10 protein-coding genes are annotated in these 14,556 nt (G+C 42.6%); 9 read left to right on the forward strand and 1 reads right to left on the reverse strand.

From position 1 onward, the window contains the following. Positions 1-128: 128 nt before the first annotated feature. The 6 genes from YK48G_RS07665 (at position 129) to YK48G_RS07690 (ending at position 7,417) form a co-directional block, all read left to right on the forward strand. Positions 129-1,313, forward strand: coding sequence for a trans-sulfuration enzyme family protein (locus YK48G_RS07665; RefSeq protein WP_203630141.1), 1,185 nt, complete (start codon positions 129-131; stop codon positions 1,311-1,313). After that, positions 1,279-1,824, forward strand: coding sequence for a serine O-acetyltransferase EpsC (gene epsC / locus YK48G_RS07670; RefSeq protein ID WP_203630142.1), 546 nt, complete (start codon positions 1,279-1,281; stop codon positions 1,822-1,824). Before YK48G_RS07665 ends, epsC begins: the two co-directional genes overlap by 35 nt. A gap of 665 nt (positions 1,825-2,489) precedes the next feature. Further along, positions 2,490-2,966: an S-ribosylhomocysteine lyase gene (locus YK48G_RS07675; RefSeq protein ID WP_203630143.1), complete on the forward strand. Its 477-nt coding sequence runs from the start codon at positions 2,490-2,492 to the stop codon at positions 2,964-2,966. A gap of 337 nt (positions 2,967-3,303) precedes the next feature. After that, the gene (metE, locus tag YK48G_RS07680) at positions 3,304-5,589 is read left to right on the forward strand and encodes a 5-methyltetrahydropteroyltriglutamate--homocysteine S-methyltransferase (RefSeq protein ID WP_203630144.1); all 2,286 of its coding nucleotides are present in this window, start codon (positions 3,304-3,306) and stop codon (positions 5,587-5,589) included. After that, positions 5,567-6,439 carry a methylenetetrahydrofolate reductase [NAD(P)H] gene (gene metF, locus YK48G_RS07685; protein ID WP_203630145.1) on the forward strand — a complete coding sequence of 291 codons (873 nt, stop codon included), beginning with the start codon at positions 5,567-5,569 and terminating at the stop codon, positions 6,437-6,439. Before metE ends, metF begins: the two co-directional genes overlap by 23 nt. A 579-nt stretch (positions 6,440-7,018) precedes the next feature. After that, the gene (locus YK48G_RS07690; protein WP_203630146.1) at positions 7,019-7,417 is read left to right on the forward strand and encodes a Spx/MgsR family RNA polymerase-binding regulatory protein; all 399 of its coding nucleotides are present in this window, start codon (positions 7,019-7,021) and stop codon (positions 7,415-7,417) included. 266 nt (positions 7,418-7,683) lie between these two features. Here YK48G_RS07690 and YK48G_RS07695 read toward each other — a convergent pair whose 3' ends face one another. Further along, the gene (locus YK48G_RS07695; RefSeq protein ID WP_203630147.1) at positions 7,684-9,849 is read right to left on the reverse strand and encodes a YhgE/Pip domain-containing protein; all 2,166 of its coding nucleotides are present in this window, start codon (positions 9,847-9,849) and stop codon (positions 7,684-7,686) included. 221 nt (positions 9,850-10,070) lie between these two features. Here YK48G_RS07695 and YK48G_RS07700 point away from each other — a divergent pair, with 221 nt between their 5' ends. From YK48G_RS07700 to YK48G_RS07710, 3 genes are all read left to right on the forward strand, one after another. Beyond that, complete coding sequence (locus YK48G_RS07700) at positions 10,071-10,763, forward strand: D-alanyl-D-alanine carboxypeptidase (protein ID WP_203630148.1); 693 nt, start codon at positions 10,071-10,073, stop codon at positions 10,761-10,763. 18 nt (positions 10,764-10,781) lie between these two features. Further along, positions 10,782-12,947 carry a YhgE/Pip domain-containing protein gene (locus tag YK48G_RS07705; protein ID WP_203630149.1) on the forward strand — a complete coding sequence of 722 codons (2,166 nt, stop codon included), beginning with the start codon at positions 10,782-10,784 and terminating at the stop codon, positions 12,945-12,947. A gap of 352 nt (positions 12,948-13,299) precedes the next feature. Continuing rightward, on the forward strand, positions 13,300-14,394 hold the full coding sequence (locus tag YK48G_RS07710; RefSeq protein ID WP_203630150.1) for a hypothetical protein: 1,095 nt from the start codon (positions 13,300-13,302) through the stop codon (positions 14,392-14,394). The last annotated feature ends 162 nt before the right edge of the window (positions 14,395-14,556 follow it).

Here is a 14,556-nt window from a genome sequence, read left to right on the forward strand (position 1 = left end):
TTACACGGAGCTTTCTGCTTTGCGGAGCTGTCCTAAAATCAGTGAGCGGAGCAAAGCGTTTAGAATTCCAAGCAAACTCACCCTTCCACCAACCACAATCCATTTAAATCAAAGCGAGGTAATCAATTATGGAATTTGACACAAAATTATTACATGGCGGCATTAGTGAAGACGCAGCAACTGGGGCAACTTCAATTCCCATCTACATGGCTTCAACGTTTCACCAAAAAAAGATCGGTGAAAATCAATACGAATACTCGAGATCTGGCAACCCGACCCGAGAAGCAGTCGAAAAGTTAATTGCTGATCTTGAAGACGGCACCCGCGGCTTTGCCTTTGCATCTGGCTCAGCGGCAATCGATACCGTATTTTCCCTCTTTTCTGCTGGCGATCATTTTATTGTCGGCAACGACGTCTATGGGGGAACCTTTAGATTAATTGATGCCGTTTTAAAACGGTTTGGAATGACGTTTACGATCGTTGATACCCGTGACCTGGATGCGGTAGCCGCAGCCATTACCCCCGCCACCAAAGCCATCTATCTAGAAACGCCCACCAATCCCTTGCTGAAGGTGACCGATATTGCAGCCGTCGCTCAAATTGCTAAGGATCACGGTTTGCTCAGCATCATTGATAATACCTTCTCATCACCATTCGTCCAACGTCCTCTGGAACTTGGTGTCGACATTGTCTTGCACAGTGCTTCTAAATATTTAGGTGGCCATAGCGATGTTATCGCTGGGCTAGTCGTTACAAAAGATGAGACACTGGGCGATAAAATTGGCTACCTTCAAAACGCAATTGGCGGTATTCTAGCGCCTCAAGAAAGTTGGCTGCTTCAAAGGGGCATGAAGACCCTTTCACTTAGAATGCGGGCTCATTTGGCGAACGCCGAGGCAATCTTTAACTACTTGAATCACCAACCGCTTGTCAGCAAAATTTACTATCCAGGTGATCCCGATAATCCTGATTATGAAATCGCTAAAAAACAAATGCATGGTTTTGGCGCGATGATTTCCTTTGAGCTTCAACCTGGCCTCGACCCCAAAGCATTTGTCGAACATCTCCAAGTCATTACCTTAGCTGAAAGCCTTGGTGCGCTGGAAAGCTTGATTGAAATTCCGGCAGTTATGACCCACGGATCAATTCCACGGGCAACTCGGCTTAAGACCGGCATTCAAGATGAACTCATTCGGCTATCTGTCGGCGTTGAAGACAAAAAAGATTTGATCGCCGACTTGGAAGCTGGATTTGCAGCTTTGCAAAGGAGTACTCAGAATGTTTCAAACAGCTCGGTCCATCCTCAAGCGTGATCCGGCAGCCCATAACTTATTGGAGGTGATTCTCACTTATCCGGGGCTCCGAGCTTTATTCTGGTATCGAATCGCCCACTTCTTAGTAATGCGACGCTTCTTTACACTTGCTAGTTTGATCAGTCAGCACGCTGCCCATGTAACCGGCATCTCGATTGCCCCTGAAGCTCAGATTGGCAAGCGGGTTTTCATTGACCACGGCATCGGTGTCGTTATTGGCGCAACTGCCATCGTTGAAGATGACGTCACCATTTTGCACGGTGTCACTTTAGGCGCCCGCAAATTGGCTGGCGGCATCCGGCACCCACGGGTTGAACACGGTGCCTTCATTGGTGCCAATGCGCAAATTCTAGGTAACATCACAATTGGCGCTTTCAGCAAGGTTGGCGCGGGCGCTATCGTTTTAGCAGACGTGCCGCCAAAGGCAACTGCCGTGGGCAACCCTGCCAGAATTGTCGGCACCCCTGGTAAAAAAGTAATTGAAGTCAATTTTACAAAGCAAAAATCATAAATTCTTATTGAGCCTTACCAAACAAGACTAACCCCATAAAAAAAACTGCCCCACTCCAACAGGAGGATAGGACAGTTCAACAACATGTTCATTAATGGCTTCCTTGACAGACTCTCTGGACTATTTAAAGGACAAATTAGACCGGCGGCGCAAAATAATAGCTGGCGCGCTCACCTTTTCATCAGCGATAATTATACGTGAGCCCACTACAAAATGCAATTTCAAATTGTATTCTTCAAAAGCCTTGACAAAGATTAGAACAGCGACTAGTATTATCATTAAATTTTAATGCTAGTTCAAAAAAGCAAAGCTCTGAAGAGAAGAGTAGCCAACTAATACGCGTCAAGAGAGTCCGGTTGATGTGAAAGGATCGCTGCAATGTTGGTGAACATGAACTCTGATTAGCCGCGTTCAAGTTAACGCTTGAATTGTCGGGTGCGACCGTTACATCGCCGAGTATCAAGATGGTACTTTCAGAGGTATTATTCGCGAGGATAATATGAATTCAGGGTGGTACAGCGAAACATTCGCCCCTTAGGTCAGTTTTTGATGTAAGGGGCGAATGTTTTTTTATTTATCCAAAAGTATCTTGGAGGGTTTTTCTGATTTCAAGCTCGCGTTAAAATGATACTGTATCAAATATTTTTAAGGAGATTGGATATATTATGGCAAAAGTTGAAAGTTTTACATTAGATCACACAAAGGTTAAAGCCCCCTACGTTCGTTTGATTACAGAAGAAACTGGCCAGAAGGGTGATGTCATTTCTAACTACGATTTGCGGTTGGTACAACCAAATACTAACGCAATCCCAACTGCTGGGCTTCACACGATTGAACACCTATTAGCTGGTTTGCTTCGCGATCGACTCGATGGTGTGATTGACTGCTCACCATTCGGTTGCCGAACTGGATTCCATTTGATTACTTGGGGTAAGCACAGTACGACAGAGGTTGCCAAGGCATTAAAGGGTTCACTCGAAGAAATCGCTAATGACATCGAATGGAAAGACGTTCAAGGAACCGACAAGTACAGTTGCGGTAACTATCGTGACCACTCATTGTTCTCAGCCAAAGAATGGAGCAAGGATATCCTGGCAAAGGGCATCTCTGATGATCCATTTAACCGCAACGTTGTTGACTAAAACATGTCGGTCAACTCAACTTCGCCCTTCATATTAAGTTTTTGAACTAACATTAAAATAATTTGTAGCTAGGACAGCTGCGCAAAGCAAAAGTCTGCGCATAAGCACCTTCAACAAAAATTCCAAACCCGGGAATTTCCGTTGAAGGAGACTTCTACTCCGACTTTTAGGCGCTTTGCTCCGCTCACTGATTCTAGGACAGCTCCGCCAGGCAGAAAGCTACACGTAAGCACCTCTAACAAAAATTCCAGAACCGGGAATTTCTGTTAGAGGAGACTTACGCTCCGCTTTCTAAACGCCTGGCTCCGCTCACTTTATTTTAATAGGAGGGCTTCATATGACAACTACCATCATTGGATTTCCACGTATTGGGCATCATCGGGAATTAAAATTTGCAACTGAACACTATTGGAAGAAAAAGATTGACCAAGCCGAGCTTTTGAAAACGGCTGCCCAAATTAGGCAGAACCATTGGCAAGCTCAAAAAAAGGCTGGCATTGACTTAATTCCAGCCGGTGACTTTTCATTTTTCGACGGGGTTTTAGATACGGCTAATTTACTGAACATCGTTCCTGAGCGCTACCGGCAACTCCATCTATCGCCACTTGATGAATATTTTGCTCAGGCCAGAGGTTTTCAACAGGGACCAGAAACTGTCAAAGCCCTCCCGATGAAGAAATGGTTTAACACCAACTATCACTATATCGTCCCCGAATTTTCAAAGGATACAGATATTCGACTCGTTGGTCATAAACTATTTGATGAAGTTGAAGAAGCCCTGAAATTGGGCATCAATGTCAAGGCAGTGATTATTGGCCCTTACACTTTGCTAAAACTAAGCCGCTTTATTGATGGCGCCAAACCAAGGGATTTTGTTGACAAACTAGTTAGTGCTTATTCAACAATTCTCCAGCGACTAGCAGACCAAGGCGTTAAATGGATCCAAATTGATGAACCAGCCCTTAGCTTTGACGTCGATGCCGCAGAAAAGGCTCTGTTTGACAGCCTATATCAGCCAATTTTAGCCGCCAAAGGATCCCTTAAAGTTCTATTGCAAAACTATTTTGGTGATATTCGCGATATTTATAACGACGTCACTAACCTTGACTTTGATGGGATTGGCCTTGACTTTGTTGAGGGTCGCTATAACGCTGACTTAATTAAACAAAATGGCTTTCCAGCCGACAAGGTTTTATTTGCTGGCGTTGTTAATGGCAAAAACATTTGGCGAAATCACTACACCAAGACCATCGACTTCTTAACTAACTTAAACACCCAAGCAAAAGTTGTTTTGAGCAGTTCTGCTTCATTATTGCACGTCCCATATAGTGCCGCAGATGAAACCCAACTGCCATCAGACGTCAAACAGCATTTGGCCTTTGCAATTGAAAAGCTGGCCGAAATTACCGAACTGGATCACATTTATCACAATGAAACAGCCGGTGAAGCAGCGTTGGCTAAAAATGACGCACTCTTTAAAAACGTTAAGCATCCTTACAATCAAGCCGTCCATGATCGAATCGCCAGCTTAGATGAAGCTGATTATACGCGACAGCCTGCCCGTGATGAACGGGAGAAGATTCAAAAACAGGAATTTGATTTGCCAATCCTGCCAACGACCACGATTGGTTCTTTCCCACAAACTAAGGATGTTCGTCAAAACCGGGCTAAACTTCGGCGCGGTGAAATTACTAAAGAGGCTTATGATCGATTTAATGAAGACAAAATTCGCCGGATCATTAAGATTCAAGAAGAAATTGGCCTAGACGTACTGGTTCACGGTGAATATGAACGAAACGACATGGTGGAATACTTTGGTGAAAAATTAGCCGGTTTTGTCTTCACCCAAAATGGCTGGGTTCAATCATACGGTACCAGGGGCGTTAAACCGCCAATTATTTGGGGCGACATCAGCCGAACTGCCCCAATTACGGTTAAGGCTTCTGTGTTTGCCAAAAACTTAACTGACAAGCCGGTTAAGGGGATGTTGACTGGCCCAGTAACGATTTTTAACTGGTCATTCCCACGAGAAGACGTTACCCCCAAAGAATCGGTGACTCAAATTGCGTTGGCACTGCAAGATGAAGTCCTTGACCTGGAAAAGCATGATATCAAGATTATCCAAATTGACGAACCAGCCTTGCGGGAGAATTTACCATTACGTAAATCCAATTGGTACACTGAATATCTAGATTGGGCAGTCCCAGCATTCAGGCTAGTCCATAGTAAGGTTCAGCCAACCACGCAAATTCATACTCATATGTGTTACAGCGAATTTGGCGATATCATTAAGGCGATTGATGCATTGGATGCCGATGTCATCTCATTTGAAGCTTCCAGAGCTGATTTTACCTTGATCGATCAGTTGGTCGCAGCCCATTTTCAAACAGAAGTGGGCCCTGGCGTTTATGACATTCATTCACCACGGGTGCCATCTGAATCTGAAGTTGAAGATTTAATTAAGCAACTTGTCACAAAATTACCAGTTGAAAAAATCTGGATCAACCCAGATTGTGGCTTGAAGACACGCTCTGAAGATGAAGCCTTCGCCAGTTTAAGAAATATCGTCGATGCAACTAAAAAAGTTAGGAGTGTCATCCATGAGCCTAACAGCGTTGTTTAAGCAAAAAACGGTTTTCTCGCTGGAAGTATTTCCACCTAAAAAGACGTCACCTACAGAAGCAATCCTGCCAACTTTAGAACAGCTACAAGAAATTCATCCGGATTTTATTTCCGTTACTTTAGGCGCAGGTGGCACTGATCATTGTGATGGCACGGTTGCCATTGCTGACTTAATTCAAAATCAACTGCATATCCCAGCTGTTGCTCACGTCCCGGGCCTATATCAAACGAAGCAGCAAGTTTTAGAGCTGTTAGACCGGTTGGCATCGATCAACGTCAATGATGTTTTGGCTTTACGCGGGGATCATATTCCTGGCAAAGAGCCAGTTGGTGACTTTAATCATGCCGATGAGTTAGTTGCTTTTATTAAACAGCAACGTCCTAACTTTAGCATCGCCAGCGCGTGTTATCCAAACTGCCATACAGAAGCGGTGGACTTCGTTGACGATATCGGTCACTTAAAGCACAAGGTTGACGCGGGCGTTGACCACTTAATCACCCAACTCTTCTTTGATAACCAAGCCTTTTATGATTTTAAAGAAAAAACTGAGATTGCCGGCATCAACGTGCCAATCGAAGCAGGAATTATGCCTTGCACCAATCGGAATCAAATTGCGCGAATCACTCAGATTTCTGGCGTTCCGCTACCAAAGAAATTTCGGGCAATCATGGATCGTTATCAGGACAATAAAGCCGCAATGCGAGATGCCGGTATCGCCTTTGCGGTTGATCAAATCATCGATTTAGTTTCCCAAGGTGTGGATGGCATCCATTTGTATACGATGAACCACGCTAAAATTGCGAAAACAATTTGGCAGGAGACCCATTCCGTTTTAGAAGCTGCTCAGTAATTAAACAATCATTGAAAGACGTTCGAATCCAATAAGCTGATTTGAACGTTTTTTATGATTGTTATTTATTCACAATCTGATTACGTAACGCTAAGTTACCTATACCTGTGGTTCGTTTGCCCATCATTTTGGTCAAACATCTTTACCACTCCTAATTCTTGCACTAATTAGCTTTAAGTACATTCCTTTCCAGTAACTCAATCCCACCTCAAAGCCTAATTCTGTTAGGCTTTTTGCGAAAAAATCAGTCAATTATTTGAGGTATTCTCTGGTCAATTTTTTCTACCAGCTAATTATTTATCCTTGTTTGCTCGTTTTAGACGGTCATTTTAGAATCATTTAGAAAAGTAATGATTACCAAAATCCCACTTTTTGTCAGTAATTATTATGAAATTGTTAAATTTTGAGCAAAACATTTAACCTGGCCAATCCCTTGTGCCACTTGGTTATTAAAATGATTACAAATTGGTCTATATTTGATATTTCTTATATCTATGATAAGATACAGTTGGGGATGGAGTTAGTGATAAACTTCATTAGTTCAAAATTATCGTCGGGGTTTGCAAGGGAGATGGTTCTATGTTGAATTTAATAGTAGCACCCAGCAGCTCTTCAAGTCGTCTAGCTCGTAAATGGTTAATTGATCATGGTATCGAATTCAAAGAACGGAACCTTGCCCGCAGGCCACTTGGCGCCGATGAGATTAAGAAACTTCTTCGTTTAACGGAAAATGGCACAATGGATCTCATTTCTACCCGGTGCAACACCTACCATCAGTTAAAGGTTAATTGGGATGAATTGACCGTCTCACAACTAATTGATCTCATGGTTAAACATCCAGAATTGATCCGCCGGCCACTTTTGTTTAATGACCAACAGCTCCAAGTTGGCTTTAGTGAAGATGACATCAGAAGCTTTTTACCTCGTCAAGTAAGAAGAAAGCATCTCAAAGCGCTGATGAGTGCCGAGGCAGACTGAGCGGAATTAAAGAATCGTTTAAGTAAAAGTAGGGTGAGAAGTCAGGACTGGGACATACGGCATTTTGATCCCAGAGTTAACGCAAAATACCAACCAGGCGGCAATCCTGGTTGGTATTTTGCGTTAAATTTTGAGCTGGCTGTCAAGCGGGCCAGCCGCTACACGGCAGCCGTTGCAGCTTCTATTAAAAAATGAGTGAAACGTTAAGTTGTAGTGATAGGCATAACTGGCCAGAAACTTTACTTCTAATGGCGCAAGTTATCACCTCATTGCCCAATTCCTGACTTGACAAAATCATTCAATAATCTATCAGTTACCCGCTTCAACGACGCTTTCAAAAATAGTCCAACTAACAGCGCCATTATTAACATGCAGCCTAAGACGAAGAAGTCAACGGTTACCGTGCCTATATTAGGGCCACCAATGGCTTCACGAAAGCCACTGACGCTATATGAGAACGGAAAAATCGGTTGCATCAGTCTAAAAATCAGTGGGTTTAACTGAACCGGATACATGGCACCACTACCAGCTAACTGCACGGCAACCATCATAACCGCCAACGCCTTTCCCAAGTTGCCAAACACCGAAGCCATTGTGTAGACGATCACCGAGAACGTCAGTGACGTCACCACCCCCACCATTAACATGAGAAACAGGCTTTCCACGTGGACGTGGAGAATAAATACCGTTGATAGAATAATGATAATCGTTTGAATCATGGACAGCGTGTTAAAGATTAACATTTTGCCAAGATACTCTTCTTTAGGCTTTAACTTGGCAAACCGATGATATTTAGGCAGACTTGTGTGAAGAACCGCCACCAACATCGCGCAGCCCACCCAAATCGACAGTGCCATGTAGGTTGGCGAAAACGCTGAACCAAACGTGCTAACCGGATAAATATTTTCGTCTTTCACGTTAAAGGGTTCCGCCAAAGCATTGCCCATTAACTTTGGATTGTTCTGCAAAACGCTGATGATGTCGGCAATGTTATTATCCGAAGTTAACTTCAACTGATTGCTGGCAGTCAAAATAATATCCTTATATTGCAACAACCGGCTTTCTAACTGACCAGTGGTATCTCCGATCAATTGATTACCATGGATAACGGTATCCAATGATTTTTCATTCAAATTGCGAATTTGATTAAGATCGCTTAAAATTCCCGAAGTCCGATTAGTCGTTGCCAGCAAGTTCTGCTCAATGCCATCAAGGTCACTGCGTGCTTGATTGTGATAGCGGTTCACTGAATCGGCCAACTTGGAGCTAGTTGAATAAGCGTTATTGGCAAGCCGCTGTTGCAAACCGGCGATTGTTCGATTCCCTGAATTGAGATTGTTTTTTAATGTCGTGACTTCTTTTTGCTGCTCATCTAAAAGCTGTTGGGTTTTCTTAAGCTCATTAATCAAACTCGTAATTGTCCCAGTATGGTGTGCCTGATTAGCCGTCTGTAAATATGAAATCAACGGCGTCAATTGGCCGCGGATTAACTTAATTTGTGTTTCAATCTGATTGGCTATTCGGCTAACTTGGCCACGATTATTAGCCTCATTTAGCTGACTCAGCTGCTTGGATAAAACCGCGAGTTGTTTGGCATTCCTTTGAACGCTTGTTAAGTTGTTGTCAACGCGATTAAAGGATTGGTTGATTGAACGGTTCATCTCCTTAATCAACTCATCATTAGTAGTTCCAAGAACGCCGGCAACGTTCACATTTTGTGAAGCTGAAATGACTGGTTTTAATTCCGAAAACACCATTGCCAACCCATTTGACGCTTGACTGATATCTCCAAGCGAGCTGGTTGCCAATTCCATGCTGTCGCCCAATGAGATAATTAAATCTTTAAGGTTTAAAATTTCAGCTTGCTTACTGCCAGCTTTTTTTCCGGCGATATTCAAATAGGAAAAGATTGTTGCGTTAATTTGATACACAAATTGCTTTTTAACCGTGCTAACCAGTGTCTTGGCAGCCGTTTCGGTAATTTTATCCCCCATCGGACTTGCTTTCGTGTTTGCGATATAATTGATTTGAGCCTTTTGTGGATTGGCGGATGTGATGCTAGCCAGCTTGGTTGAGAAGTCACTTGGAATTTTAACTTCTGCATAGTATTGGCCATTCCGTAACCGGGTTTTGGCAGTCTTTTCGCTAACAAACCGCCAACCAATTTGGTGATTGTGCTTCATATTCTTAACAATCTGGTCGCCAAAGTTCATTTGCTTGCCCTGTAAAGTTGAACCCGTATCCTGATTCACAACCGCCACAGGAATTCGACTGACTTCCTGTGAATTGTAGGGGTTCCAAAGGGCTTTGACGTTAATTAACGTATATAGGCAGGGCAACACACAAAGCGCAGTAATTGTGAGTAAAGCCGCTTTATATTTGAAGATTGATTTTAAGTCGCGTTGATAAATAAGCTTGATGTTCTTAACCATAATTTATACTCCAAAATTTTGTAAATCGGTTTTTTTCTCGATAGAAATGCATTATACTGATAATAACGCGTCCATTAATCATTAACAATAGTTAACTAATAATTTTTAAACAGCTGTGTAAAGCAGAAATCTGCGTGTAACCGTAACTCCCGTCAGCAGAGACTTACACACTAATGCTTACTGCTTTGCTTCACTCACTTACTTCTAAGGAGATCTTACAATTGAAACGTTCACTAATCAACTTATTAATCACGAACCTAGTCGTCATTTTTGGCATTGGCTTATCTCAGTCAATAACCGCGGCTGCTAAAGCTAAGCCTGCTAAAGTTACGAGTACCAAAACTTTGACCAAAGATTCCTACCGAGCAACTAGCGGTTACCTATACAGTTCAGCTAAGTTAACCAAGAAAGTTCATAACGCGGATAATTATCCACTCACCACTTTTTACACCTATCGTTCTGCCAACATTACCCGTGCAAATGGCAACAAAGCCGTTTATTATTATATCAAGAACGGTAACGGCAAGGTAAAGGGGTGGATTTGGCGCGGTCATTTAGTAAGAATGATTAACGTTAGCAAACGGCGCCAACAGATTAATCAAATCATTGGGCTGATCGATACGTTATCAATTAATAATCGTAACCAAATTATTACGATCCTAGAATCAATGACGAAAACAAATACGTTGGTCGACTTACTCAACCAACTCGATCTCTTCAAGTCAACCATTCCAAACGACGCTGATATCGCCAAGCTAAACGAAATCTTTCAAATGATCAAGTCAGACGGCCAAGAACTTAACTACCTATTTAGTCAGGGAATCAATCGACTCTATCCAAAAGTAGTCGCTATTCATAACCTGAATGACAAAGTGTTCGCATTGGCTCAAGGATTGCTTGATCGGCTGAATTAATGAGGATCAATTCTTTCTATGAGAACAATATTTACTTTATTCAAACGAGATTTACGTAGCATTTTTCATAGCCGGCCGGTGTGGATCACCCTGCTGGCTTTTTGCCTAATTCCAGCAATTTATGCGATTCCAAATATCAAGGCCTCCTGGGATCCTTATTCTAAGGCTAACACCAGTCGACTGCCGATCGCCGTTGTTAATGGCGATCAGGGAAGCCGCATTAATGGCCGTTCAATCGATGTCGGCAAACAAATTGTCACTCAACTTAAACAAAGCAAAGATATTCATTGGGTCATTACCAATAGCTGGCAAGGAAATAACGGTTTGGATCAAGGCAAGTATTACGCATTAATTGAAATTCCCAACGACTTTTCCAGCAAACTTAGCACCTTAACGACCACTAATCCTCAAAAACCAAATATTATCTATAAATCAAACGAAAAGCTCAACCCTGCCGCGACCAAAATAACGGGTCAGGCAAAAGATTCACTAACCGAACAAGTCCGCGACAACTTTATTAAGATTAGCAGTAAAGCCGCTCTTAAAGAAATGAACACAGCCGGCGAAACGCTGAATACTCATAAACCCCAAATTCTCCAAATTCGCACTTCGCTATTAGACGCGATTAAAACGATTAAGAAAACGCAAGGCTATTTGGGCCAGATTAACAACGATTCAAAGGATATGCAGCAGTATCTCTCAACCGTTAAAAATGATATTCCTAAAATTTCCAATCAAATTACTGACCTCCAAAAAGTCGTTAGTCACGGCAAATCACTCACCAGTGCGACCAAAACAACCTTAGCCGCCACTAAAAATGATTTAGCAGACGGATTAGCCGACCTGCAAACCGATAATCAACAACTGTCTGCTTTAGCCTCAGACTTAAGAGCCAGCAGTGCTAATCCGTCCAGTTCATTAATCAAGACTGAGATCGCTCAATCCCAAACAGTGACGAACACCATTCTCGATCACCTTAATAACGCCTTGCGACTAGCCGATATCATTAATAATATTTTTCCTAGCAATCGAACCACTTCTTTAGTCCGCTCAATCAGCCAGGCTAAAAAAACTGTCCATCAGCAGCAACGCAATCTCACCAATCTTAAATCAAAAGCGGCCGCCGGTAGCTCAAAACAGACACTTAGCCAATTAGCGGCCAAAATTGCCCGGACAAGCGCGCAATTGAGCAGAAATATTGATGCCGCGAATACGTCATTTAACGACAGCGTGAACCAAGACTTAGATAACCTTAATAACACCCTAACGACCGGCATGACTGGTGATGACCAAGTACTCCAATCCCTGCGAAGCCTCATCCCCCAGTTAAATGCTCTCGCGGACGCCGGCACTTCCATCAGCAAGCTTTCCATTTCTCGGGTTAAGCAAATCCACAGTCGCCTAACCGACATTCAAGCCAAACTAAACGATTTAAATGATCAAACAAAGTTCATTAACGAAAAGAACCTCGATCATCTCATTAATCTATTGGCAGAGAATCCTCAAGCGGCTAACTTATTATCGTCGCCAATCACGTTAAAGCAAGCCGACCTTTACAACATGAGCAAATTTGGCTATGGCGTAACGCCATTTTACACAACCCTTTCCATTTGGATTGGCATTTTATTACTCACCACCATCATCTCTTGGAAATACCGATCAAAGAAGAACGAACGGTTTCCAAGAGCTAACCTCATTGAAAAGTACGTAGGTAAACTGCTGCTTTACTTGTCAATTTCACTCACCCAAACAACTTTTACCATGCTGGGAGAATTATTCATTCTGGGCATTCGACCCGTCAGCGTTTTGGCAATGCTGGCCACCGCTTATACGGCCACGATTGTTTTTACAATTATGATGTATACCTTGGTGTATATGTTTGGCAATGTTGGTAAAGTTATTAGTGTCCTACTCATGATTATCCAACTATTTGGTACCGGTGGCATTTATCCACTAGAAACAATTCCGCCATACTTGGCAGCTTTGGCGCCGTACCTACCGTTTACCTACGCCATTCAAGGATTCCGTGAAGCAATTGCCGGTCCAATTCCAAGTGTTTTTTGGCACTCATTATTGGTTTTAAGTGGTTTTGCGATTGCGTTCTTGTTGATTGCACCACTGCGACGCGTTTTTCAAAAGCCTATTGCCGAATTGGAGAACGGATTTCATCAATCAAAATTATAAGTGGTTAATGAAGCTTAACCGGCATCACAATTTAATCCGCTATTGATTTTTAACCACCATCTCCTGTGCCGGATGGTGGCTTTTTTAAGTTTCGCTGAAGGTTCATTTAAGGATGTTAGCGTTTTTTATAAACTCTTTTCACATCATCCCCAAATCGGTTCAATTTAAGTTTGACTTAAGCTGAATTGAATATTCTACTGTCATTCTAAAACGAAGGGGAGATGCCAATGATCTAATTAACCGACAATTGAATAAAAAACAATCCGGATTGAATCACTTACATGAACAACTTACATGAACAATTCAAACTTTAACCTATCAAACTAACTAAAATAAAAAGGAGATCATGCTTATGAATTTAAAACAATTTGTACTAACCTCAGGTGCCGCTTTGGCAATGTTAGGCACCACCTCAGTTTCAACAATGATCGCAAACGCAGATACAACTTCTGCTAATGCCCAAACAACTGCCGTTGCCAAAGGTACTCAAGGAAAAGCCGACTCAAAAGCAAATTCAACTAGCAGCCAAACTACTAGCGAAAAGGCGGCTGGCACTAGTTCGACTAAAGCTCAAACGTCAACCCCACAGGCATCTTCAAAGACAAGCTCGAATGAGAAAAGCACTACAATCACAACAAATAATTCGAGTCTAACCACAGAAAAAAAGCAGCCGGCAAAGGCTACTAACACCACGGTAGTCAACAACTCGAATACAACTGCCACAAAGACGCAGCCAGCTAAATCCACTAACACTGCTGCGGTCAACAATTCGAGTGCAACTGCCACAAAAACGCAGCCAGCTACATCCACTAGCTCTGCTGTAGTTAACAATTCAAGTACAACCACTCAAAAGAAGCAGCCGGCTAAATCCACTAGCTCTGCTGTAGTTGACAATTCGAGTGCAACCACTCAAAAGAAGCAGCCAGCTAAATCCACTAGCTCTGCTGTAGTTGACAATTCGAGTGCAACCACTCAAAAGAAGCAGCCGGCTAAATCCACTAACACCACTACGGCCACTAATTTGAGTACTCATAAAACTCAAACGCCTAAAGCTGGCAATACTAGCGATAAAACTGCTCGAAAAGCAACTGCCTCAACTAAAAGCAGCAAAGCCACTAACAGCCCAACTACTAAGAAGTTTAAACAACGGGCAACCCGTGTGACGGGAGACACTTACGCTTCTTATAATAAAGGTTATAACAGTTCTGTCACTGCAACCCAAGATAACTCAACGATCAACTACGCTGTTAACCTCTTTGATAGTGATGGTAACACTAGCAGCAAGCCAGTCCAAATCAAAATCTACAAAGATGGTAAACTGTGCAAAACGATTAACGCATCATCCGGTTCTGCAACTGGTTCTTTAAAGGTTGCTAAAGGAACTTACAGCTTACAAATCTTTAACAACAATTCTGCTCATTATGCAGGCGGCCTTTCACTCAACTAAACTTAATTGACAAAACTGATCATTAAGTTAAGCACCTGTATATGGCAGTTCGCTCCCATTTAAACGAAGCGGCGCAATCATTCCCAATTTAGGGAGTGGTTGCGCCACTTTGTTTTAAGCTGGTTTTTGATAGCTACAAGTCATCAGATTCAAGAACAGTCA

The organism is Lentilactobacillus fungorum (genome assembly GCF_016860605.1).
GTDB classification, from domain to species: domain Bacteria; phylum Bacillota; class Bacilli; order Lactobacillales; family Lactobacillaceae; genus Lentilactobacillus; species Lentilactobacillus fungorum.